Annotated in this window: 20 protein-coding genes; 16 read left to right on the top strand and 4 right to left on the bottom strand. The window is 63.1% G+C overall.

The window, feature by feature from the left end:
- Positions 1-38: 38 nt before the first annotated feature.
- The 5 genes from RX331_RS32380 (at position 39) to RX331_RS32360 (ending at position 7,088) form a co-directional block, all read left to right on the top strand.
- Positions 39-848, top strand: a complete 810-nt coding sequence (locus tag RX331_RS32380) for an enoyl-CoA hydratase/isomerase family protein (protein WP_317253645.1) — start codon at positions 39-41, stop codon at positions 846-848.
- A gap of 9 nt (positions 849-857) precedes the next feature.
- On the top strand, positions 858-3,083 hold the full coding sequence (locus RX331_RS32375; protein ID WP_317253644.1) for an acyl-CoA dehydrogenase: 2,226 nt from the start codon (positions 858-860) through the stop codon (positions 3,081-3,083).
- 8 nt (positions 3,084-3,091) lie between these two features.
- Positions 3,092-4,288 carry a CoA transferase gene (locus RX331_RS32370; RefSeq protein ID WP_317253643.1) on the top strand — a complete coding sequence of 399 codons (1,197 nt, stop codon included), beginning with the start codon at positions 3,092-3,094 and terminating at the stop codon, positions 4,286-4,288.
- Positions 4,289-4,401: 113 nt separating this feature from the next.
- Positions 4,402-5,325 carry a Bug family tripartite tricarboxylate transporter substrate binding protein gene (locus tag RX331_RS32365; RefSeq protein WP_317253642.1) on the top strand — a complete coding sequence of 308 codons (924 nt, stop codon included), beginning with the start codon at positions 4,402-4,404 and terminating at the stop codon, positions 5,323-5,325.
- A gap of 311 nt (positions 5,326-5,636) precedes the next feature.
- Positions 5,637-7,088, top strand: coding sequence for a L,D-transpeptidase (locus tag RX331_RS32360; RefSeq protein ID WP_317253641.1), 1,452 nt, complete (start codon positions 5,637-5,639; stop codon positions 7,086-7,088).
- Between the two features lie 23 nt (positions 7,089-7,111).
- On the opposite strand, the gene RX331_RS32355 is transcribed toward RX331_RS32360, so the two are convergent.
- Both RX331_RS32355 and RX331_RS32350 read right to left on the bottom strand, forming a co-directional pair.
- Positions 7,112-7,660 (bottom strand): HEAT repeat domain-containing protein, encoded by a 549-nt coding sequence (locus RX331_RS32355; protein WP_317253640.1) that lies wholly within the window; start codon positions 7,658-7,660, stop codon positions 7,112-7,114.
- 220 nt (positions 7,661-7,880) lie between these two features.
- Positions 7,881-9,173, bottom strand: coding sequence for a peptidoglycan-binding domain-containing protein (locus RX331_RS32350; protein WP_317253639.1), 1,293 nt, complete (start codon positions 9,171-9,173; stop codon positions 7,881-7,883).
- A gap of 329 nt (positions 9,174-9,502) precedes the next feature.
- On the opposite strand from RX331_RS32350, the gene RX331_RS32345 reads away from it, so the two are divergent.
- From RX331_RS32345 to RX331_RS32310, 8 genes are all read left to right on the top strand, one after another.
- Positions 9,503-10,711, top strand: coding sequence for an FHA domain-containing protein (locus RX331_RS32345; RefSeq protein ID WP_317253638.1), 1,209 nt, complete (start codon positions 9,503-9,505; stop codon positions 10,709-10,711).
- A gap of 30 nt (positions 10,712-10,741) precedes the next feature.
- Positions 10,742-11,128: a hypothetical protein gene (locus tag RX331_RS32340; protein WP_317253637.1), complete on the top strand. Its 387-nt coding sequence runs from the start codon at positions 10,742-10,744 to the stop codon at positions 11,126-11,128.
- The gene (locus RX331_RS32335; protein ID WP_317253636.1) at positions 11,125-11,466 is read left to right on the top strand and encodes a type III secretion protein; all 342 of its coding nucleotides are present in this window, start codon (positions 11,125-11,127) and stop codon (positions 11,464-11,466) included. The genes RX331_RS32340 and RX331_RS32335 overlap by 4 nt, the downstream gene beginning before the upstream one ends.
- A 53-nt stretch (positions 11,467-11,519) precedes the next feature.
- Positions 11,520-13,622: a type III secretion system export apparatus subunit SctV gene (sctV, locus tag RX331_RS32330; protein WP_317253635.1), complete on the top strand. Its 2,103-nt coding sequence runs from the start codon at positions 11,520-11,522 to the stop codon at positions 13,620-13,622.
- 297 nt (positions 13,623-13,919) lie between these two features.
- Positions 13,920-15,179 carry a type II and III secretion system protein family protein gene (locus RX331_RS32325; RefSeq protein ID WP_317253634.1) on the top strand — a complete coding sequence of 420 codons (1,260 nt, stop codon included), beginning with the start codon at positions 13,920-13,922 and terminating at the stop codon, positions 15,177-15,179.
- 17 nt (positions 15,180-15,196) lie between these two features.
- Entirely contained in the window at positions 15,197-15,682 is a 486-nt protein-coding gene (locus tag RX331_RS32320) for a hypothetical protein (protein ID WP_317253633.1), read from the top strand.
- A 226-nt stretch (positions 15,683-15,908) separates the two neighbouring features.
- On the top strand, positions 15,909-16,586 hold the full coding sequence (locus RX331_RS32315; protein WP_317253632.1) for a tetratricopeptide repeat protein: 678 nt from the start codon (positions 15,909-15,911) through the stop codon (positions 16,584-16,586).
- A 386-nt stretch (positions 16,587-16,972) separates the two neighbouring features.
- Entirely contained in the window at positions 16,973-19,792 is a 2,820-nt protein-coding gene (locus RX331_RS32310) for an MFS transporter (RefSeq protein ID WP_317253631.1), read from the top strand.
- A gap of 353 nt (positions 19,793-20,145) precedes the next feature.
- Here RX331_RS32310 and RX331_RS32305 read toward each other — a convergent pair whose 3' ends face one another.
- Entirely contained in the window at positions 20,146-21,186 is a 1,041-nt protein-coding gene (locus RX331_RS32305) for an EscU/YscU/HrcU family type III secretion system export apparatus switch protein (RefSeq protein ID WP_317253630.1), read from the bottom strand.
- A 378-nt stretch (positions 21,187-21,564) separates the two neighbouring features.
- On the bottom strand, positions 21,565-21,705 hold the full coding sequence (locus tag RX331_RS32300; RefSeq protein WP_317253629.1) for a hypothetical protein: 141 nt from the start codon (positions 21,703-21,705) through the stop codon (positions 21,565-21,567).
- 482 nt (positions 21,706-22,187) lie between these two features.
- Here RX331_RS32300 and RX331_RS32295 point away from each other — a divergent pair, with 482 nt between their 5' ends.
- The 3 genes from RX331_RS32295 to RX331_RS32285 all read left to right on the top strand — a co-directional run bounded on the left by RX331_RS32295 (position 22,188) and on the right by RX331_RS32285 (position 23,968).
- Positions 22,188-22,751 carry a type III secretion protein gene (locus RX331_RS32295; protein WP_317253628.1) on the top strand — a complete coding sequence of 188 codons (564 nt, stop codon included), beginning with the start codon at positions 22,188-22,190 and terminating at the stop codon, positions 22,749-22,751.
- 545 nt (positions 22,752-23,296) lie between these two features.
- A complete protein-coding gene (locus tag RX331_RS32290; protein WP_317253627.1) occupies positions 23,297-23,584 on the top strand; it encodes a hypothetical protein in 288 nt (95 codons plus the stop codon).
- Positions 23,585-23,776: 192 nt separating this feature from the next.
- A complete protein-coding gene (locus RX331_RS32285) occupies positions 23,777-23,968 on the top strand; it encodes a hypothetical protein (protein ID WP_317253626.1) in 192 nt (63 codons plus the stop codon).
- Positions 23,969-24,121: the final 153 nt, after the last annotated feature.

Here is a 24,121-nt window from a genome sequence, read left to right as displayed (position 1 = left end):
GCCGAAGCTCGGAACACGATAACAGCGGGAGGAATAAAGTGTCGAATTACGCGAAATACGAATGCCTGAAGGTCGAGGTATCGGAGAAGGTGGCAACGGTGTCCCTGAACCGGCCGCAGTCCCGCAACGCGATCAATCAAAAGCTGATCCGCGAGCTGCGGACGATCTGGGACGACCTTGGCGACGACCACGCCGTCAACGTCGTGGTGCTGACCGGTGCTGGCGATTTCTTCAGCGTCGGCGGTGACGTCAAGGCAATGTCGGAGCGCCCCGGAGGAGATGTCCTCGAGGAGGGCGAGGTGCATGATCCCATGATTAGCCGCAGGGCGGTCACCCGGCAGCTCGAGCTCGACAAGCCCATCATCGCGGCGATCAATGGCGATGCCATCGGGCTGGCCGCGACGCATGCCCTGCTGTGCGATATCACTGTAATGTCCGAGGACGCGCGCATTGGCGACACGCATGTTTCGCGCGTCGGCCTCGTCGCCGGCGACGGCGGCACCGTGATCTGGCCGCTGCTGGTCGGCATCAACAAGGCCAAGGAATTCCTGATCCGCGGCACGCTGCTCAAGGGCAGGGAAGCGGAGCGGATCGGCCTCGTCAATCATGTCGTTCCCCGTGCCGAAGTGCTGGGCAAGGCGCGGGAAATCGCCATCGAGCTCGCGAACGGGCCGACCTGGGCCATCCGCTGGACCAAGCTGTCGATCAACCAGATCGTGAAGGATCGCGTCAACATGCTGCTCGAAGCGTCGATGGCGCTCGAACAGGTCACCTTCGAGACCGCGGACCACAAGGAAGCAACCCAGTCGTTCAAGGAAAAGCGAAAGCCGAAATTCGGCCAGGCGTGAGGCCCTGCGATGGGTGCGGTGTGCGTCGAGAGCGATGACATTACAGAGCTGCTTCGCGACGCCATGCGGGGCCTCCTCGAAACGCATTGGCGGGCCGACGGCCCGATGGAAGGCGCGTCCCCGGAAGCCATCGCCACCATATGGGACAGGCTGGTCCGGCAGGGTGTGACGGTTCTGGGGGCCGATCCGCAGGAACGCAGTTTTTCCGCGGTCCTTGTCGTGATGGAAGAGCTGGGGCGTGCCGCCTGTCCCGCGCCGATGTGGTCGGCGGTGCTGGCGAATATCATGCTGCCGGGCGCTTCCTCCGCTGCCAATGAGATGCGACCGGCGCTTGGGGACGGCAGTGCACGGGTGGCGTTTTCCTTTGGCGCTTTCGATCCTGATTCCGGTATCGGCTCGATTGCACTCCACAACGAAAGGGCGACGGGATCGCTTCGTTTTGTCGAAGCGGCGGGAAGCGCCACGCACCTGCTCGTGCCGGTGTGTGAAACCGAGCTTGCGCTCGTGGACCTGAAGGTGTCCGGCGTCAAGCGCGTGCCCACGCGGGCGATGGGCGCGTGGGGCAATTGGGAGCTGACACTGGACGCGGTGCCGGCAACGCTCGTTCCCCTCGGCGACGTCAGCCTCGGCGAGCTGCGATCGATCGCCGCGACCCTATTGTTGGCGCGAGCCCATGGCGCTGCACGCCGGGCATTCGAGCTGGCGACGGAGTATGCCAAGGAGCGGACGCAATTCGGACAACCGGTCGGAAGATTTCAGGCAATCCAGCACAAGCTCGCCAATTGCTTCATCGACCTCGAGGGTATCAGGCTCGTTCTGCACCACACGGCAAGACTGCTCGACAAGGCTGACGACGACTGGTCGTACTTCGCCGATTGCGCCATGGCATTCGCCGGGCCGGCGTTGCGGCGGGTTTCGCTCGAGACGCAGCACACATTTGGCGCTATCGGCTATGCCGAGGAACACGAAGCGCCCCGGCATTTCAAGCGCGTGCATCTGGACACGATTGCGCTTGGCGGCATGGCTTATGCCAAACGGCGCCTTGCCTCGCGTCTGTTCGATGGCGGCGGCACCGGCCTGCCACAGTACGATCTCGGCACCGCCGGCAACGAGTTGCGTGAACAGGTTAGGCGCTGGCTGGCGCAGAACTGGGCGGCTGAGAGGAAGGCCGCTTTCGACGCCAGGCCCTTCGCCAAACGCGAGTTCGATGCCGAATTTGCCCGCGACGTCGGGGACACGGGATGGATCGGCCTCGGCTGGCCGCGACAGTTCGGCGGTCAGGCGCGGACGCCGATCGAGCAAATCGCCTTCATCGAAACCATGGAACGCAGCGAAGCGCCGCGCATCGGCGCGTCGATACAGTCCAACGCCCTGATGATGTTCGGCACGCCCGAGCAACAGCGGAAATACCTGCCGGAGATTCTGCGCGGCGAGGCCATGCACGGGATGGGCTACAGCGAGCCGCAGGCGGGATCGGACCTCGCGGCGCTCCGGACCAGCGCGGTTCGCGACGGCGACCATTGGGTGATCAACGGACAGAAGATCTGGACCACGACCTGGTGGGGCAAATACATGTTTCTGGCGGCGCGAACCGACAGCAGCGCGACGCCGCCTCACGCCGGCATCAGCATGTTCATCGTTCCGATGGACGCGCCTGGAATCACCATCCAGCCGGCAACGACGATGTACGATGGATCGTTCGCGAACATCTTCTATGACAATGTTCGCGTGCCGCTGGAGAATCTGGTCGGCCGGGTGAACGAGGGCTGGAAGGTCCTGACCGGGGCGCTCGCCTTCGAGCGAGGACTGGTCGGCGGCGGCATTGTGCTGAAAGTCGTGCATGCCTTCGAACAGCTCCGGCAGCACCTTCTGAGCCGGCCGGAGTTGAATGCAGATCCGATCATCCGGGACAGGATGGCAAATTTCGCCTCCGAGATCGAGATCGGCCGGCAACTGATGATGCATTGCGCCGAACTCGCGGCGGATGGCATCACGCCGCCGGAATATGGCGCCATCAGCAAGGTCTTTTCCAGCGAATTGATGGAGCGCTTCTGCGAGGCCGCGCTCGACATGCTCGGCATGCGCGCCGCGCTTTCCGAGCAGATGCCGGGCGCCGTCGACAACGGCCGGTTCGAGCAAAATCTGCGTCATTCCCTGATGTGGGTGATCAGCATCGGGACGAACGAAATTCAGCGCAGCCTGATTGCACAGCGCGCGCTCGGCTTACCGCGATAGGAAAGATGATGCAGGGTCAGCCATTGAACTCACCGCTTGACGGCATTCGCGTGCTGGATTTCTCCATCATGCTGGCCGGTCCCTATTGCGCGCGCCTGCTGGCCGATGTCGGCGCCGAGGTGATCAAGGTTGAACCTCCGGAGGGCGAGGAGATGCGCCTGCGCGCGCCTCTTCGCGATGGCCAGAGCGCCTATTTCGGCCAGCTCAACGCCGGCAAGCAGAGCATCGCGCTTGATCTCAAATCGCCGGAGGCGATCAGGCTCGTACATCGCCTGATCGAAACCACGGACATTCTCGTCGAGAATTTCCGGCCCGGCGTCATGGAGCGCCTCGGTCTCGGATATGAAGCGCTGCGGAAGATCAACCGGCGTCTGATCTATTGCTCGATCTCCGGCTACGGTCAGACCGGCTCGCAGTCCGAACGCCCCGCTTACGCGATGATCGTTCATGCCGAGAGCGGCTTTGACCGTGCGCTTATGCGCTACGCCGGAGATCGTGACCGGCCGGCGGCGGGAGCGGTGTTCGTGGCCGATATTCTCGGCGGCATTTTCGGTTTCTCGGCCATACAAACCGCCATGGTGCAACGGGCGCGCACCGGGGCAGGACAGCACGTCGACGTCGTCCTGATGGACTGCATGCTGAACCTTCTGGTGTACGAGTTGCAGGAAGCGCAGTTCTCCGCACCGGTGGCGCGGCCGACTTATGGACCGGTGCGTGCCAGCGATGGGGACATCCTGATCGCGCCGGTATCGGCGCGCAATTTCGCGGCGCTTCGCGACCTGACCGGGCTGCCGGAGCTTTCGCTGGACCCGCGATTTGCATCGGTGGCGGCGCGCGGCGCGAACTGGAGCGCGATGATGCAAGTGGTCGAGAGATGGGCGGCGCAGCACTCGGTGGATGAATGCCTGGCCGCGCTCGATCGTGCCGGAATTCCGAGCGCGCGCTTTCGCGATCCGGCGGAGACGCTGCACGATCCGCATTTGGCTGAGCGCGGTGTATTCGCAGATGTTGCTGATGCTGCCGGCGAGTTCAAAGGCGTCAACGCGCCATGGCGCATGTCGGAGGCCCGAACCGGGATCGGCCACCACATTCCCGCCATCGGAGAGCACCGGGACGAGATCCTTGCGCGCGTGCTTGGCTGGTCTGCGAATGAAATCGGGCAGGCCGCTGCCGGCGGCGCGTTTGGCACGCTGGCGCCGCCCTGAACCGATGCCGCGTTGCGCGCCTGCATTGCTGCAAGACAATAAACCAAAAAGACCAAGGGAGGATCGACGTGAAAGTGTTAAAAGTTCTGGCTCTTCTTTTGGGAGCCGCAACCGTGTCCGCGCCTGCCGCAGCGGATAATTTTCCCTCGCGGCCGATCCGGCTGATCGTGCCCTACCCCGCAGGCGGGTCGACCGACATCATGGCGCGGGCGTTGCAGGAGCCGATGGCAAAAATCCTCGGCCAGCCGCTCGTTATTGATAACCGCGGCGGCGCGGCCGGCACGACCGGTGCCAACGAAGCGGCGCGATCGGATGCCGACGGCTACACACTTCTGTTTGCCAACAACGGTCCGATTTCGATTGCCCCGCTGCTGCAAAAGGGCGTCGACTTCGATCCGCTGAAGAGCTTTGCGCCGGTCTCGCTCGTCTCCACCGCGCCGCTGGTGCTGGTGGCAAGCGAAAATGTTCCCGTGAGCGACGTTGCCGGGCTCATCGCCTACGCCAAGGCGCAGAGCAAGCCGATGCTGTATGCGACGGCCGGACCAGGGTCGCTGGGACATCTGAGCACCGAACGCTTCCTCAATCAGGCAGGCCTGCAGATGGTCCACGTTCCGTACCGGGGCCAGGCGCCGACGACACTTGCGATCTTTGCCGGCGAAGTGGATATCCTGCTCACGACGACTTCCGATACGTTGAACGAGCATATCAAGGGCGGAAAGGTGAAACTGCTCGGCGTATCGTCGCCCGGTCCTTCGCCGGTGGCGGCGGGGGCAGCGCCGATCGGCAATGCCTTGAAGGGTTTTTCAGTCGAAACCTGGTTCGGCATCCTTGCCCCGGCGGGAACGCCCGCGGAGGTCATCAACAAGCTCAACGCCGCGCTCGGTACGGTCCTCGCAATGCCGCAGTTGCGCGATCGCTTTCTCGCCTATGGCGTCGAGGCCAAGGCCAGCACGCCGGCGGAACTTCAGGCCATGATCGCCGCCGAGATACCCTCGTGGCGCAAGGTAATCGAGGAGCGCAACGTCAGGACCGAATAGCGGGATCTAGATCGAGTCCAGCGATAGTTGCCGACGCTGAGATTGGCAGGCTCGGACGCTCGATGATGCGCGCGATCATGTATTTATGCCGGTGATTTGCCCGACGTGTCAAATGCATCGCCGTTGAGGCCGCATCCGTGCCGGCGACAGCCGTCCTACTGTGCATGGGGTTGTTTTCGATATTTTGGTGAGGCGTGGCTTGTGGCCTCACTTCCGGCAGCGGTGGCCTTGGTATATGAGCAAGTAGCCGAATGGATCGCGATCGAGACTTGAGCAACGCGCATCCGGAAGGCTTTCGACCGGGGCAGGGAATGCCGAATCAATGCACGATCGCCGCTGTGCGGCGCTGGGATCGCTACGCCAAGGCCGTGCTTGCCGCGATGGCGGCGCTGGTCATGCTGACCGCAGATACGGCGGCGCGGGAGGTGCGCCGTGCGCAGACGCGTGAGGAGGTTGCGCCGCGCCAGGGCGGCGAGCCCGTCATGGCCATCGTGTCGATCAAAAGCCAGCAGGTCACCTTCTACGACGCCGACGGCTGGGTCCTGCGCGCGCCGGTCTCGACCGGAGCGACCGAGTACGAGACGCCAGCCGGCGTCTTTGCGATCGTTCAGAAGAAAAAGGACCATCGCTCGAACATGTATGACGATGCCTGGATGCCGCACATGCAGCGCATCACCTGGAACGGCATCGCGCTGCATGGCGGGCCGCTGCCCGGCTATGCGGCTTCGCACGGCTGCGTGCGGTTACCTTTCGGTTTTGCGGAAAGGCTCTTCGAGAAGACGCGGATCGGAATGCGGGTGATCATCGCTCCGGACGACGTAGCCCCGGTCCCGTTTTCCCACCCGGCGCTGCTGGTACCGAGCGCGGAGGCGTTGGCGGCCGCGCGCGCGCGAGCGGAGCCCCTCGTGCTTCAGGCGGCGGAGGCGGCCAGGGCTGAGGATCAGGCGAAACGAGCCGCAGCGGTAGCGGCGCGCGAGGCCGCAACGTTCACGGCGTCGCTGCGCAAGCTTGAATTGTCGAAGCGGCGCGCAGACGCGGAGCTCGCATCGGCCGACAAAGGGCTGACCGGCGCGCGGAAGGACCAAGCCAAGATGCAAGTCGAGGGTTTGAGGCGAAGGGCTGCAGAATTGAGCAGGCAGTTCGACGCCCTGAGTGCCGAAGCAAAGCAAAAGCTCGAGGCGAGCAACTCCGCAAAGGACGCCGCGGAAGCGGCGGAGGTCAAGAAGGCCGACACGGCCAGGGCCGCGGGTGAGGCAAACCTCTCGCTTGAACCCGTCTCGATCTACATCAGCCGTGCGACGCAGAAGCTCTATGTGCGACGCGCGACACGCAAGCCGGTACGAGATGGCGGCGAAGTGTTCGATGCGAGCATCGAGGTTCCGGTCAAGATCCGCAATCCAGGCAAGCCGATCGGCACCCATGTATTCACAGCGATGGCGCGGGAAGGGGCAAACCTGCGCTGGAGTTCGGTAACGATCGACGGCAGCGACGATGCCAAGAGCGCGCTTGACCGCATCGCGATTCCGCAGGAAGTGCTCGACCGCGTCGCGCCGACCGCATTGCCGCGGTCGTCGATCATCGTCTCGGACGAGCCCCTGAGCTCCGAGACCAACTATCGCACAGAGTTCGTCGCGGTCCTCAGCAACCACCCCCAGGGCGGCTTCGTCACGCGCGATCGAACGGGCGATGTCCTCTATGCCGACGATGATCCTTGGCGTGGACGATACGAGCCGCTAAGCGGCATCAGGGGTATCAGCGAGTAGCATCGATCGGGTTGCGCAGCAGTCTAGCGCGAGGGGGCCCGATCCAGCTTGTTCTTGGCGGCCAGCAGCGAGGAACGAACGACCGGGCTGGTCTCCGCTGCCAGGCGCGTCTCGATGGCCTGCGTCACCGCGGCGGTGCGGACGTTGCCGAGCGCGTCGGCGGCGAAGTAGCGCACGTCGTCGTCGCTGTCGGAAAGCGCCGTCAGCAGCGCCGTCTCGGCCTCGGCCGGCGCAATGACGCCCAGCGCCAGCGCGGCCTCCTTGCGCACCGGCGCGCTTTGATCTTTCAGGGCGGAGACGAGAGGCGCTATCGAACTCTTTTCCTTGAGTGTCCGCAGCCCCTTGCAAGCCAGCACTTTCTGCTCTTCGGAGGCGCCGCTGTCCGCCAAGCGCCGCTCCAGCACCGGAACGGCGTTAAGGGCGCGCAGCGCGCTCTGGATCGCCGCAAAAATACCCTCGTCCCTTATATCGAACTGCCTGACGAGGGTGTCGATGGCTTTGGGGTCCTTCGAGTCGCCGAGAGCCTTGGCGGCCTTGATGCGCTCCGCGCGCGAGGCCGCGGGATCGTTCAATGTGGCCATTGGATTGCCCTTGCTGGCGCCAGCCCAGCCCGTGCCCGGCGCGAGCACGAGCGCACAAGCGAGCGCGGAGTGGATCAGACATGATGTCAGTCGTCGTCGAAGCCATCGAGTTTCCATGTGCTTCACTTTCCTGCCAGTTGATGTCCTCGAGCCAGCCCCGACTTCGCGGATGGCTTCGTCCCTCGCGGTTTACTTGGACAGTTACCTGGAGCTAGTTGTCATTGAAGCCGTCGACCTTCCACAACTGCCCTTTGCTTCCCGGCTTCCTGTTGATGTCCTCGAGGTCTGACTTGATCTGGTTGATGCTCTCACCTGCGGTGACACCGTCCAGCATCCTCAGCACGTCGGTGGTTCCAGTACTCCAGGAGAGCGTGCCGGTCGATACGACGAGGTCGAGGTTCTTGCTGTCCTTGCCGGGAACGCGGCGCAGGTCGTCCAAATAGTAGTTTGTGGTGCACGCGTCGAACAACATGAGCTGGTAGTCCTTGGTCATCGCCGTCTTCTGCAGATCCGTTTGGCCTTTGTTCAGCGCGACGTGGCCGGCCTCGTAAGGCTTTCCGATGACGAAGTTGCCCTTGGCCGAGGTGATGGGGTCAAAATCGGGCCCGGAGCCGTAGCGGCCATGGCCGCTGTAAATCACCATCTCCGACTCGCCCATGGCCTTGGCGAACTTGTCTTTCGCCTGCGGCGTGTCCGGCGTGATCAGCTTCACCACCGAGGTGACGTCTTTTCCGTCGTGTTTGAAGGTCTTGGTGAAGTACTGAAGCCCGTCCGCCTTGGCGGCGGCTGGGTCAATGCCGGCTGCCTTGAACCGCTCTGCCATGGCCTTGTCGGTGGCGGCCGTGTTCGGGTCCAGCTCCGTGTACCCTCGCTTCGACAGTCCCGCGATGACTTCCTTGGTTTGATCCTTGTGCGAGTTACCCTCGTCGAAGCCGACGCCAATGGTGGTGTTGAGCTTCCCGTCGGCAAACAGCTTACCGTATTCAGGGAACTTGGTGGACGCGATGCTGAGCTGTTCCATGGTCTGCTTGTCGAGACGTCCGGTGTCCTTCAGGCAATGGTCGGTCTGGAATTTCTTCAGCGCCTTCGCCGTCTCGTCACCGAACTTTCCGTCCGCACCGTACTTGGGCAGCTTGTAACCGGCCGTCTGCAGGGCTTCCTGCATCTTGCCTACGTCCGTACCTTTCGCGCTCTTGGCGAGCTCCTTCTTGCCTGCCGCCACGTCGCGCAACGCCGGGTCGACAAAGGCGCGGGCTTTTTGCTGTGCGGTGGGCGGCGCGCAGGTCAAGGCTTGCTGAGCTGTTTGGGCCGGGCTCGGCGGCCGGCGCGCCAGCATGATGGGGGCCGACGCTGACGACCCCTGTGACTGCTGCGAACCATTGTTCGAGCTGGTCGAACGGCCGACCGCATCGTTGAACTTCTGCACCTGGTCCGGTGAATCGGCGCCGCGATTGCTGGGTGGTGGGGGTGCGCTCTTGACCGCCGTATCCGTCGAGATGCTCATTGGATGCCGCCTTTCAGTGCTGCCTCTGTTCTGGCTCCCATCGTTGTCGACTGCTGCGTGAGAAGCTGTGACGGACGTCACTAACCTTCCGCGGCACGCCGATAATGCGGTTTGAGGAACGTGCGGTGGGGGTGGGAGGTCGCTCTACCTAGATACCTCAAAAGAGCTGCCCAATCTGAACCGCTGTCGCCGCGCCGACAAAGCGGGTGCGGGCGAAGCTGTGGCGCCGCAGGGCAGCCGGCGGCAAGAAGCAGAACCGATGGCGCCATTGACCGGTCCCGTTCGACGGCGCGAATATCCAGCCCACTTTCCGGTGACGACGAGCCTTTGTGACGTCGCTCACTGTTCTCCGGTGGCGACGGGTCTACCTTGTGGACGTCCAGCCTAAGAATACGGGGTCCAAAATGGCCGCTACCGGGATGATGTCTTCCTTCACGACTTGGCTCTCCGCCATCGTCTCATCGTCGCCGTCGACGTTCGTTCTCGAGAGCACGGCCGGCTTTCACCGCGGCGTGCGCCTCGCACTTGAGCCGGGCGATGTCCGTATCGGCTCGACGCCAGGCGCCGACATCGTCTTGCGGGACGCCGGCATCGCGGCCGAGCATGCCGTCCTGCGGGTCGGACGCCGGACCATCGACCTTCACGCGATCGGCGGAGAAGTCCGCGTCGGTGAGAACATCATCGCGAATGGCTATGGCTGCGCGCTGCAAGCGCCGATCGATCTGACGATCGGAGAGGCGCGGCTGCGGATCTCCATCGAGCGCAATCAGGCCGCCTCGCCGAACCCCGTCGAGCCCGGCGAGGTCCCCGCCCGTCGACGCATCCCCACGGCCGTTATGATCGCCGGCGCGCTCTTGCTTACGGTTCCGGCGTTGGGACTGGCCGCGATGCGCCCTGCCGCGAAGGCGAACGACCTGACCAGCGTCACTCGGGCCGAGGCACCGGCGCCGGGCAACGAAACTCTAACGCTGGCGGGCGCATCGAAGCTCATGGCCGATCTCCCCGCGGACGACCGGAAGTTTATTGAGCATTGCTTGTCGGCCCGGCCCGGGATTTCGGTGCGCGAGGCGATTGCAGAGCTCAATGGCTGCGACCGGCAGCCGCCACCGAACCTCGGATCCGCGCTGAATGCGCTCAATGTCGACGACGCCGGGCGCAAGCTCACCGAGCGTCTTGAGGCGTCGGGCCTCTCCGGACTTCGGGTTACCTCAGGGCGTGGACAGGTCGTCGTCACCGGCAGCATCACGAAGCAACAGACCGGCGCCTGGACGGAAGCCCAACAATGGTTCGATGAGGCCTATCGCGGGCGGTTGGTTCTGGTCGCCAACGTGACCTCCCCCGAGGCCAAGAAACCGGCGCCGGTGGTCAATGTGCAGGCCGTGTGGTTCGGCGAGCGCCCCTATATCATTACGGCCGAGGGCAACCGCTATTACAAGGGTGCCTTCCTCGACAATGGCTGGATGATCAAGGATATTGTCGACGGCCGCATCCTTCTTGCCAAGGACGGCGAGACCTTGGCGCTGGTCTATCGTCAGTGAAGTACGCGCGGAAAGGACAGATCGTCGGGGATGGACAACCGTCGCATAGAGCGCACGCAACTCGATCGGCCTGAATCGCGCGCACCTGAAGGTGTTGGCGGCCACGTCAGGAACGGGGCCGTCGATTCCCCGGAGTTCGCGCGGCAGATCGCCGCCGCGCTCCTCGAGCGCAAGGGCACGGTCGGCAAGGCGGTTCTTCGCGAACTCGTCACCGAGTTCGTCAAGCCGACGGTTTCCGATCCCCAGATCCTGTCCAGTGACCGCGCGATTGCAATACTCGAGCAGCTGCTAACCTCGATTCTGCCGCAGCTTAAAGAGAGCGAAGAATTCAATCGCCTGGCAAGCACCGTGCTGGGCGAAGAGATCGAGCAGCGCCGCCATTTGCGTGCGCGCAGCCTTGAGGATACTCCGACATGACGCCAGCGCGCGACCAGACCGTCGAGTTGCTGCACGCGCTCGGCCATCTTTATGCCCGTCACAGCCAGCCGAAACGCGGGCTCGTCCTGCTGCTGATTGCCGCTCGTCTTGCGCCCAACGATGAGGGCGTGCTGCGCACGCTCGCCGAAGCGTTCTTGCGCAGCCGCTCGCCGCAGGCCGCCGCCGAGGTCATCGATCGGCTGCAGGCGCTTGGCGGCGCGAACCAGCCCATGCTCGATCTGCTGCGCAGTCGTGCGCTATGGCTCGCCGGCAATCAAAGCGAAGCAAAGCGTACGTTTCGCAAGTTCCTCGAACATCGCGAACGGTCCGGATCATGATCAATAGATTGGCACGCGCGCTCGTCTTCCTGTCCGGCCGCAGCGATCTCATCGTGGCGATCCTGATGCTGGTCGCGATCGTCATGATCATTATTCCGCTGCCAACCTGGCTGGTGGACGGCCTCATTGCGATCAATATCTCCGTCAGCATGCTCGTCCTGCTGGTCGTCTTCTATATCGCGCGGCCGGTCGAGTTCTCGTCATTCCCGTCGGTCATCCTGATCGCCACATTGTTCCGGCTCGCGATCACCATCACCACGTCGCGGCTCATCCTGCTCCAGGCCGACGCTGGCGAGATCGTCAGCGCGTTCGGTAACTTCGTGATCGGCGGCGACATTGCCGTCGGTCTCGTCGTCTTCCTGATCATCACGATCGCGCAATTCGTTGTCATCACCAAGGGTGGCGAGCGCGTCGCCGAGGTCGCCGCCCGATTCAGCCTCGACGCCATGCCGGGCAAGCAGATGGCGATCGACAACGACCTGCGCTCCGGCGACATCGACCAGGCCGAGGCCAATCGGCTCCGCCGTGGGCTCGAGCGCGAGAGCCATTTGTTCGGCGCCATGGACGGCGCGATGAAGTTCGTCAAAGGCGACGCCATCGCCAGCATCCTCGTCATCCTCGTCAATCTGATCGGCGGCATGATCGTCGGCAGCCTGAAACACGGCATGACGATCGGAGCCGCCGCCGAGACCTATGCGCTGCTCTCCGTCGGCGACGGGCTGGTCGCGCAAATCCCCTCGCTTTTCGTTTCGGTTGCGGCCGGTACGCTGGTGACGCGGGTGTCGTCGGAAAGCGACCTCGGCACCGAAGTGGCCGGGCAGTTGTTCCTGGAGCCGCGTGCGCTGATGCTCGGTTCAGTGATCCTGGTTGGCATGGCGTTCGTTCCAGGCTTCCCGTCGGTGGCCTTTCTGCTTCTCGCGGCGATCCTCGGTTTGACCGGGTTCTTGGCCGGCCGCCGGAGGGCGGCTCGCGAGGCGGCGGCGCGCGCCGCTCCGGTGAAGCGAGCGGCAGGCACGACCGCCCAACCGGCGCAAGCAGGCTCGACCGCTCAAGAACCGGCAAGCCTGGCCGGCCCGCCGGCAGCTGATGCCGCCATCGTCGTTTGGGTAAGCGGCGAGCTTTCATCGGCCATACCGCCGGAGGGTTTCGCCGAGTTGACGACCAAAGCGCGCGCGGACCTGCTCAGCGATCTCGGTATCGAGATCCCGTCGATCGCGCTTGAGGTCGACCCGACCCTCGCGCAGGATCGCTTCCGCATCGACCTCGAGGGCACGCCGGTCATTGAAGGCACGGTTCCGCCGCAGGGGCTGCTCGTCGAGGACGATGCGGCTCACCTCGAACTGCTTGAGATACCTTACCGTCAGGAACTGCCGCTCATCAGCTATCGCCCCGCGCTTTGGGTCGAGCGCTCCCATGCGGAAACCTTGTTGAAGGCTGGTGTCGCCTTTGCGCTGCCGGCCCAGATTCTGGCCAAATGCCTGATACAGATGTTGTACCGACGGGCCGGCAGTTTTGTCGGTATCCAGGAGACGCGGAAGCTCCTCACCAAGATTCAGGCGAACTATGCCGACCTGGTGAAGGAGGCTGAGAAGATCGCGCCCCTGCAGAAGCTGGCAGAAATCCTGCGGCGCCTGGTCGATGAAAACGTGCCCGTCCGCAACATGCGCGCCATTCTCGAGGCCGTGGTCGAATGGGGACAGCGCGAACAGAACGTCGTGCTGCTGGTGGAATATGTGCGCGTGGCCCTTGGTCGCCAGATCTGCTTCCGGTGTGCCGACCGCGACCGGGTTATCGCGGCCTATATGCTCGAGCGCTCGGTCGAAGACATGCTTCGCTCCGCCCAGCGCCAGACCGCGGCCGGGACTTACATGAACCTAACGGAGGAGGCGGTCCAACCGTTGATCGCTGAAATCGCCCGCGCCCTGGCGGAAGCGGCTCCGGACGCGAACCCCGTCGTGCTCACCTCGATGGATGTACGGCGGGTCACACGGCATTTGCTCACGCGCAGCAATATCTACGTACCGGTGATGTCCTATCAGGAACTGGCGCCTGAATTTAACGTGCAGCCCCTCGGCTCCCTGACCAAGGGCAACCAGGCGGAAAATGGCATCGACGAATCTGCCGAACGGTTGAAGCTCGGGGCCGGGGCGGGATGATGCCCTGCGGGGTGCGTCTGCCCCTGGGCCGATGCAAAGCCATTCGAGCCTTCCTGTAGATCTTTACGTGACCTGTGCCGGCATGAGGCAGGCCGCTGGACTTGTGTGACTGTGACTGTGAGTGACTGTGGCCAAATAACACCAAGAACGGTTTTTCGCCCCCACGCTGCCGGTTAGACATTTGAGATTGCGGCAACTTACCGTAAAAAGCGCGGATATCAGTTTCGATTGTTCGATTGCTATCAACCCGGTGTTTGATTGGGCCCCGTCACGAGGGCCGTTTAGGGAGCGGGCCTGGTGAAATCGTATGTAAGGGCCGCATGGAAGCTGAAGGCGGGCGCATTCCTGCTCGCCATCCTTTTCGCGCCACCAGTTGCAGGCCAGGCGCAGACAAGCACCTCCTCGTCTCGACAATCGATCGAGCTGATGGTGGGTCAAGGTCGCCTCCTGCAACTCGATGAGGCGGCTGAATCAGTCTATGTGGGCGACACCACGATCGCCGATCTGCGCGTCGTCGCACCGGATGTGGTCTACGTCTACGGCAGGAAGATCGGCAGCACGAACCTGATCGCGATCTCCGCTGAGCACAAGGTGCGCGCCAACGTGGCGTTCCGCGTGGTCGCCGACCCTGGCGCCGCCAACAGTGCGGTTCGCGACCTTCAGCCGACGACTCACACCAAGCTCAGGCTGTTCGGCAATCGGGTGGCCGCGACCGGCCGCGCCGGCTCCGTCGAGGAAGCGGTCGACGTGCAGAACACTGCGGACACTTACTCTCCGCCGGACCAGCCGCCGATCAACAACACCACAATCAGCAGCTCACAGCAGATCAATATCCGGGTACGTTTTGCCGAGGTGTCGCGCGATGACGTCCAGCGCCTCGGTATCGGATCGTCGGGGGGCATTGCGTTTGGCGGCAGCGGCAGTGAGGTGGATGCCCTCGTCGGAGCGATGCAGCGCAACGGGATGCTGACCATCCTGGCCGAGCCGAACTTGACGGCGTCGAGCGGGCGGCCCGCGAGCTTCCTGGCAGGAGGCGAAATTCCGATCCCAACCCCCGGAAACCAGGCAGGGCAGATCACCGTCCAGTACAAGCCGTTCGGGGTCTCGCTCGAGTTCACGCCGACCCTGATAAGAACAAATCGAATCGCTCTGCGGGTGAAACCGGAAGTGAGCTCGCTGTCGCGGGTAGGGGCCGTCAAGGCCAACGGTGTCGACCTGCCGAGCCTGATGGTTCGGCGGGCCGACACGACCGTGGAAGTGGCGAGCGGCCAAACGTTTGCGATCGCGGGCTTGTTCCAACGACAGATGTCACTGGATTTCGACAGAACCCCAGAAATTGCGGATCTTCCGATTCTCGGCACATTGTTTCGCTCTGCCCGGTACCGTCGCGACGAGACCGAGCTCGTAATTCTCATCACGCCACTCCTCGTCAAACCCGTGCGCGACCGCGGCCTTGCGACCCCCCTCGACAGGCCCGCGCCATTGCCGCCGCCCGGGCCGGCGCTCGTCAAGGCCAGGCCGCTACCCGGGCCGAATTCCGGCTTTGTATTCAAATGATCGATCGAGGGTGCACGATGCTGCGTATTTCCGCCGTCTACCTTTGCCTCGCCGTAGCGGCGTCGGCCCTCGCCGGTTGTGCGGCCGCGCCGCCCTATCCGACTCCGACGGTCTACTGGGGCACTTTTCCGCAGCAGCCGCCGGATTATTCGCCGGATTATGCCTCGGTGCCCGTGGTCGACCGGAAGGGACGCACGCGCTACGTGCTCGTCCCGAAAGCTTGCCTTGGCGCGGATGAAACAGAGCCTCCGTTCCTGGGGCCGCATTTGCCGCCGGGCTGCGCCAACGCACACAACCTTCAGCGCATGGCCGAGCGCCAGTCCGACCTGGTTCGCGGCCGCCCGCTCGGCGCCGCTCCCGCGGCTCCGACGGCCCGGGCGGCGCAGGAATACATCTATGGCACCAAGGGTACCCTGGGTGGCGGTCTTCCGCGTACGCCGACCAGTCAAGTGCAGGGCGCCGGGCCTGAGAGCGTCACCGAGAAGCCCGCCGGGGCGAGGTAAGCGCGGCTTCCCCGGCTTGTCGTACGGTAGCCGGGCCACTTCTATTTTTGCGGTGCAACGGTGATGCTGCATCGCACTGGTACTTAAGGACAGGGCGATGAGTATCCGGTTTCGTCTCGCATCCTGTGCCGTGCCGACCCTCCTAGGCTTTTTGCTCTCCGGGTGCACGGCCCAATCTCTGCTGGACGCAACGGCCAGCACTGAGAAGCCGGATCAGGACGGGCTGATGCGGGTTGCCTCCGATATCGAATCCCAGGGACAGATCGTCGCCGCGCTGCCGATCTATGAGCGCGCGGCTGCCGGCTCGAACGATGCCGCGGCGCAGGTGCGGCTTGGTGATGCCTACACACGCGCAGGCAAGACCGATCAGGCGATCCAGGCCTATCGAGCCGCGCTCGCCGTCGCCCCTGACAATCCCGATGTATTGCTCGGACTAGGCTCGGCCCAGCTTAAGGCTGGCGATGCCGAAGCTGCAGTCGTGGCGCTGGCGAAAGTTGCTCCGATCGTCAAAACGATGGCGGCCTATAATCGGTTGGGCCTCGCGCAGACGCTCACGGGCCAATTCGCGCAAGCGCACCAATCATTCGACGCTGCGAGCGCTCTCGCCCCTGACGACCTCGATATCCGTACCAATCTCGCCCTCGCCGCTGCGCTCGAAGGGCAGGAAACCAAGGCGATAGACGTCGCGCGCTCCGTTGTCACGTCGCCGGGGGCGCAGGCACGACATCGGCGGAATCTGATGATCGTGTACGGCCTGCTTGGGCTGGTCGACGAAGGGCGTGCCTCAGCTCCCAAGGGATTATCGGCAAACGAAGCCAAGAAATTGCTCGCGCGCGCGCTTGCGATCCGCGCCATCAGCGATGCCAAGGCGCGCGCCAAGGCGCTCGGCACTATCATGAGCTGACCTGCGCGCAAGAGCAGATCCACCGGCGCCGGCGGTCTACCGCGTCCGTCCTGCCAAGCCGCGCCGGGAGCGATGATCCCCAGGGGGAACCGGTTCTCGCAAAGCTCGTGCACCAGCATCAATTTTGAGCGTGATGAAAGTCACCCCACTTATAATTAGCCAAGTGTAATGGCTCTTGCCGGGAGCGGAATCGTAGTCGTCGATGTCGTCTTCGTCCGGCGATGGCTCGACGAAAACCTGCCGGTTGTTGCCGCGCTGCGCTCGGACCCCACCTGACGCTTGACATCGACCGGATCAAATGGTCGCCATGCGTCGGAATCCATGGTCGCCTTCACTGGAATGCGCCTTCATGGTGAGGTTTTGGCCGTCTTGGAAGCTAGTATTGCATGGCAACACGGGTTGAAATCAAAGGCGATCGCATTTCTTTTCTCCGGATTACGGTGGGACTTCTTCCACTCGCTTTCGGATACTTTTTGTCTGTTCTGTTTCAAAGTATAGATTCGCTCGTTGCCGATGATCTGTTAACCGATTTGGCTATCGACAAGGACACGCAAGGAATGCTGACCGCGGCATTTCCGGTGGCTTTCGCAGCCTGCCTGCTACCGTCCGGCATTGCGATCGATCGATTGGGGCTGCGTACCGTCCAGTCGGTGATGATGGGTGTGGCGGCCCTCGGCGCATTGATATTCAGCCTGTCCACGGGACCCTTCGGTCTCCTGATTGGCCGCGCGCTGCTCGGTGTGGGCACCGCCTCGGCACTCCTCGCGGCAATGAAGGCGATCGTCACATGGTTTCCGCGTGAACGTCTCGGCCTGGTGACGGGGTGCCTCATAACGGTCGCAGGGCTCGGCGCGCTCGCGCTGGCCGATCCGGCGGCATTCTTCGTGCACGCGTATGGATGGCGGGCGCTGTTTATGTTGTTGGCTGCTCTGGCGACGCTTTGCGCTATCCTGGCCGTGCTGCTCGTTCCCGCACCAGCAACCGTCACTGGCGACGTGCCGGATCAAGACCACGGCCTGTCATTCGTCCTGCGCGAGCCGATCTTTCGACGATTTGCGCCGCTCGCTGCGATTGCGGTCGGGACGGTGTGGGCAATCCAGGGCCAATGGGTTGCAGGTTGGCTTGCCACTGTGAAGGGGGTAAGGCTCACCGACATTATCATCCACAGCAGCTTCATCGCGATTGGTCAGGCCGCTGGGGCGTTCGTCTGGGGGTGGCTCGCCGACTGGGCTGTCCGAAAGGGTCTATCGGCTGCAAACGTCTTTGTGGGCGCGGTCGCGCTCTGCATCTGCATCCAGATGGCGGCGGTCGGCGGAATCGCATTGCCGACCTCTATCGTCTGGGGCGTGTTGGTGGCCGGCGCCGCAGCCATGCTGCCCTTCGTGGTCCTGTTGACGCATTTTCCCCCAGCCTATGCGGCTCGCGCGTGCGCAAGCGTCGCCGTATTGCAGTATGTTGCCACGCTTTTGATCCAGTCGGCCGTTGGTGGCGCCGTCGCGATATGGCCGCATGACCCATCGGGTCAAACGTCTGCGAGCGCCTATGCGATGGCATTTATGGTGCCGATCGCATTGCAACTCGCTGCTCTGGCCTGGTTCTTGTTTCCTCGATCGGAAGCAAGACACGGCGCGCAGAGCCTCGACGAAGTCGCTGCGTTTCAGCGTCAGATGCAGGCTCTCTCGGAACCGCCATCCACTCCTGGTGGCTTGCCATCCGAAGCCGCTGCGGCCCCGGCCCACGCTGCCGAGGAGACTGCCGACACCGCGGTTGAGCCGATCGACAACGCTTTGGCACCAACCGAGACGGCCGGCGAGGAAGCGGTCCCCGTCTCGGCGCCAGCCGAGACAGTGGAAGCACTGACCGACACCACAGCGAAGCCAACCAACCTCGCCACGGAGCCTCCCGACGCAGTTGCGGTCCCAGTCGACCCTGCCGTGGAGCCGGCCGACGCCGCCGGCGCGAAAGCCGAGACAGTCACGGCTGTCACCGACGCCGCTCTTCGGTCCATCCTCGATGTCCCGCTGAGCGTGGGCCCGGCCGGTGCCACAGACGATTTGCGCGCCAGTGCCGACACGTCAAACCGGACCGCTCTCGCTCACAGTGCCGAAATCGCTCAGCCTCAGGTGCAGGAGCTTTCTTTCCCGCTGATCGCACCGTCGCATGTGCAAGCGCTCAACGCCGTGTATCGTCGACGCCCGGCCTTGGCGGCGACGATTGGCGGACGACAAGCAAGCATCATCGCCGCGTGGCTGCCCGCCGATCGGCGTCCCGATGTGAGCTACCGGCTGGCGCTGCGCCTCGACGGCGAGGTCGGCGAGTTGTGGTTGCCGCGATCTCTGCTCGATATCCTGATCGGCAGCGTGGACCCGGCGCTGTCGCTCGATCGCTTGGGGCCAGATCGCGCCGCCATCATTCTCGAATTCGCCCTCGACAGCGCCCTCGCGGCGGTTGAAACGAATCTGGGCTGCGAGCTTGCGGTCGATTCCTATTCGGGCCGGGTCGAGCGGCGCGAGAACGACGGACAGCTGCCGCTGTTTTTTACCCTGGAGGTCGAGGGGCTCGCGACCACCGGCTGCGAATTGCGAATTCCCCGGGATTACGCGCTCAGGCTTGCGGAAGGGCTCGATCGGCATGCGGGGATCAGTCCTGCCGCTCTCGACCTGCCGATCCCGGTGTGCCTGCGCGTCGCTGCCGCCAACCTTTCGGCGGGCGAGATTGAACGCTTGTCGCCCGACGACGTCGTGCTGGTCGACGCTTCCTGCGAGCCGGGCGATGCGGTGATCGCCGTCATCGGCGAGCGGCTTGTTGCGCCGGTCGCGCCCACCCCGGAGGGCCCCCGCCTCGCGACGTATCCGATACAAGGAGCCACTTCATCCTGGGCATGGAGCATGCCCACCGATGCCATGGCCGCCGCCTGGGAGGCCGACGCCGAAACCGATAACCGGTCGCTGCATGTCCTGTTCGAGATCGGACGCTTCGAGCTGCCGGCCAGCCAGGTGAAGCAGCTTGCGCCGAACTTCCTGTTGCCGTTGGAGCCATCGCACGACCGGACGGTCGATATCGTGGTCGACGGACAGCGGATCGGCCGTGGCACCCTGATGCGGATCGGCAATCGCACGGGTGTCCGGGTCATCGCAGTACGCGAACGCCCGCGCGCCGCTGCCGGCTTGAAACGCGCGCCAGCCGGAGAGGGCACCAGCTTCTAGAGCATGATGGGATGAGGTTGGCTGTTGCCACGACGGAGGTGCGCTCCCTCGCCCGCTTTTGGGGGAGGGCTGGGGTGGGGGTTGTCTCCACGGAGAGACTGCCCAAGAGGAGAGAGCCCGCACCCGGCGCTTCGCGCCGACCTTCCCCGCAAGCGGGAGAGGTTGAGTAACTCCGTGGCCCAATCGATTTAACCTAATCCCATCACGCTTTAGAGCATGATCCGGAAACGTGTGAAGCGGTTTTCCGAAGAGTTCATGCTCAAACAAAAAACCGAAGCGCGATGACGATTCATCCAAATCTCATCGCGCTTTGGCGAAGCGCCTGCGGCACGTCTGTCAGGCGTTGAACAGTGTCAGATCCCGAACCGGACCATGAGGCGGGCGACATCCGTGTAGGCCTCTGGCGGAATCCTGTCGCCGATCCCATGGGAGATGAGCACATCGACCAACGATGGATCCTCGGCAACCGGGATTCCAAGGCGTCGCGCTTCGGCGACCATCTCATCGCCGGCCCGGCCGCGAGCCTTGCTGCAGATCAGCGGCACCGGCTCTTCTTCGCGGTGGTACAGGATCCCGACGACACGATCTTCTTGGGCGACGACAAAGGCGGCATGGCGTACGCCTTTGCGCACCTTCTTTGCCGCGAACATGAACTGGAGGCGGCGACGCTCGGCCTTGATCTGCGGATTGCCTTCGAGTTCCTTCATCTCTTTCTTTTTCTCGGTCAGGCTCATGCGCATTTCTTTTAGAAAGAGATGACGCTGCAACGGCATGTCGAGTATGCCGATGACGACAAAGGCGATCACCGCTGTGACCGCGAGCGGCTGCAAGGTGGAAATCACCATCTGCCCGAGACAGCCTTCGCCGCAGGAAGGTGTCTGGAACAGCGACGGGATGTAGCCACGCAGGACGGTCCAGAAGGCAATGGTAACGACGACGACTTTGACAAGACTCTTGACGAACTCGATCACATTGCGCGACGAGAAAATGCGTTTCGCGCCCTTCATCGGGCTGATGTGGTCGAACTGCAGTTTTATGGTCTCGAACGAGAACAGGGGGCCGCCGGTCGCCGCCATTCCCATCACCACGGCGATGGCGAAAACCAGGACAAGCAGCGGCACGGTCGTCATTATCAGCACATCGATGGTGCCATAAACCGCGCGTTGCCAGGTTTCGGCAAACGGCCGATCGGTGGAGTTGGCAACGATGTCGACGAGCTCCACCAGGCGATCGCGCATCATGGGCCACTGGTACAGCAAATAGAGCGTGGCGGCGAGCATCGTGAAGCCCGACACGAGGTCCTTGCTGTTGGAGGTCTGTCCCTTGCGGCGCGCGTCGGAGAGCTTCTTTTGCGATGCCGGAAGGTTTTTCTCTTCTGATTCTTCGTTAGCCATGATGGTGTCTGCCGTCGATCTGGCCCGAGCGAACCCGATACTGACATCGCGGCACTCGCGGTCAAGACCTGTTCATGGGCGCCTGGTCTCGTCTTCCGGAGTTGGAAAGCGATAGCGCCGCTCCGGCTCACTTGTGATTGACGTCACGGTGCGATCAAAGCTGGCGTTACCTTCATGCTCCCGTGATGCTGCCCTCCGCCGGCAATGGGTGTGCTGCTTGTTAATGGCAATGCTTGCGTGATCGCCGGACCCGCAAAACGCAACCGGCGCGAACCCCAACTCGCTGCCCGTCCAACAAGACGGTCACAAGCCGGTGTTCGCGCCGATTGGCTCTGCCGATTTGCGGCCGGTCTTTCTCCGGCCAGCTCGACCGGCGCCTCAGCTCGACTGCACGAGCTGTTTGGCCGTCTGAATAGCGTCGGAAAATTTCTTGTTCTCTACCTGCTTTTGCAGGTTCTCCACGGAATTATCCTTCTGTTGCTGCGATAACACAGCGCTTGCACCATCAACACCACTCATGATCATTCTCCTATGGGTTCGAGTTTGCCGATGCGTCGGGCCTCACCATCGCTGACCAGACGTCCACAAGGTAGCCTCGTTGCCACGGGAAAAAAGTGAGCTACGTCACGTAGGCCCGTCGCCACCGGAAAAAGGGGATTTTGGTGGCGGCGACGTCGATCGGGTCGGGTCAGTCGGTGGATGCGCGCAAGGCAACCAGCAAATGCGCAACCGGTACACGACAGTCTACGAGCTCTCGTCGCTTCGCCGATGTCTGGTCGGCCTCTCTCCGGTCAGCTCGATCGATGCGTCGGACGTCGTTGGCCGCCGGTTGAAAATGGAGCCGGGCAACTTGACGATCTGTGACGCGGGTCCCGCGTGCGGCTCCAAATGTGCGATTGATCAAGCCAATTTCGCCGTGGTAGAATTTCCGGCATTTCAGGATTTGCACTATTCCGCTGCTTGTGACGCAGCTGGCCAGGGGTGCATTCAGGAGACGAACCATGCCTCTGAAGATCGTCTCTGCCGCTCTCACGGCGGCGGTAATTCTTATCGGAATGCCGCAGGTCGCCGCAGCACTGGACCCGAAATGGCCACCGGGCCCCTACAAATACGTCGTGATCGAGCAAGAGCTCAAGGACGCCCTGATCGAGTTCGGCCGCAACATCAACGTTCCGGTCAAGGTCAGTGACGAGGTCAAGGGCAAGCTGCGCGGCGATCTGGGGGCCGGATCGGCCGAGGATTTCTTCAAGCGGCTCACGTCAAGCCACGGCCTTGTCTGGTATTTCGACGGCTCTGTGCTGCACGTCAATTCCGCGAGCGAACTGCGAACGGAAGTGATCGATCTCGGCCGTATCCTGCCGACGGATGTGGTGTCCAAGCTCTCCAAGCTCGGCATCGCCGACCCGCGCTACCCGATTCGAACCACGCCGGGATCGGGCGTCATTTCGGTCTCGGGCCCGCCGCCCTATATCGTGCTCGTGCGCCAGACGCTCATCGCAATGGCTCGGAACATACCTCAGGGAGAGGATACCAGGGTGCGGGTATTTCGCGGCTCGAGCTCGTGACAACGCCGCATTTCGCTGCTTCGCTGCACCGGCCGCGCCGGATCCGATGAAAAGCTTGCCGCTGAGCGGGCTCTCGGCAGGATGAGAGTTCGGCGCAGGCTGAGTCCAGCCGAATGCCTACCTGATCCGCTTGTGAATGCGCGGGTTGACGGCTTAGCTGCCGTGCCGCAGGCGTTCGTCCGTCAATCGCAGAAGCTACGGCGCAGTTCGTTGACGAAGTCTTCTGCGTAGGCAGGCGTTGTCGACGCCAGGCGTGATCGCAATCGGCCAGTCCGCCCGCAGCGCGGTCATGTGCAGCGCCAGGCGAAGCCCATATTCAATCTACATCGTCAAACGCAATCGCACCTTCGATGGCATGCTGCTCTGTCGAGAAGGACAGCATTCTATGGCGTCGGCGTGCGTGCCGCAGCGGCGTGGTGACGGAGCGGACGTGCTGCAGATCACAGAAGGATGGATTTGCTTCTGTCTCAATGAAGCCGTCTGCAGGCACCTGAGCGTCGGCATGAGGCAGGCGCGGGCATCCCTAGCGACAATGGAGAATAGCGATGTTCGGTTTGTTGCCAGCTTTTGCGGGACCTCTTGTCGGAGGCCTCCTGAATAATTTGTTCAATCACCATCACCACCATCACCACGGCCATCATGGTCATCATGACCATGGCTGCCACAACAACCTCCGTGAAGCCGCCCAGGACTTCCGCATGGCTCGGGAAGATTTCCGTGACGCCCAGCAGGATTTCGCGCGCGGAGACTTCTTCGGCGGCATGGAAGAACTTTCCGAGGCTAATCAGCACATGGCTGATGGCTACAGCCACCTCAACCGCGGCTACATCTGATAGCCGAAGCGCGGTGCCACGACGCGGAGATCCTGATCTTTGATCGGGCCTGAGAGCGGGGCAATCAGCCGCCGATCGCAGCGCCCGATCAAGGCAGGATCTTTCGCTGGAAGCACAGCAACACGGTCCCTAAGCCTCAGTGCGAAGGACATTTTCCTCAAATCTTGCAACTCTTAAACCAGGAGATGAACGATGTTAGGCGGCATAATGGGTATAATGGGCGGCGGCGGCCCGATGGGCATGATCCAACAGCTCATGCAGACGGTTCAGCAGATGCAGCCGCAGCAGAGCGGCGAGGCCGACCAATGCTCCCAGGGCTGCGGTCAGACCGATCCCGCCCAGATCTTCCAGCAGATCAAGCAGCAGCTCATGCAGCAGGGCTGATCCGCGTTATCCACCTGATCCGACATGGCGGTCGCATGCCGATGGTTCGGCATGCGGCCGCCATCGGCGTACTCAGAGACGAATACAAGGCGTCAATGATCCGCCAGCCGAGGCATTCGCCACTTTAACGGATGAGCTTAAAGGCTTCAGGTG

This window comes from Bradyrhizobium sp. BWA-3-5 (assembly GCF_032917985.1).
Lineage (GTDB): Bacteria > Pseudomonadota > Alphaproteobacteria > Rhizobiales > Xanthobacteraceae > Bradyrhizobium.
Note: the sequence above shows the minus strand (reverse complement) of the source record. Positions and strands in the feature narration are given on the sequence as shown.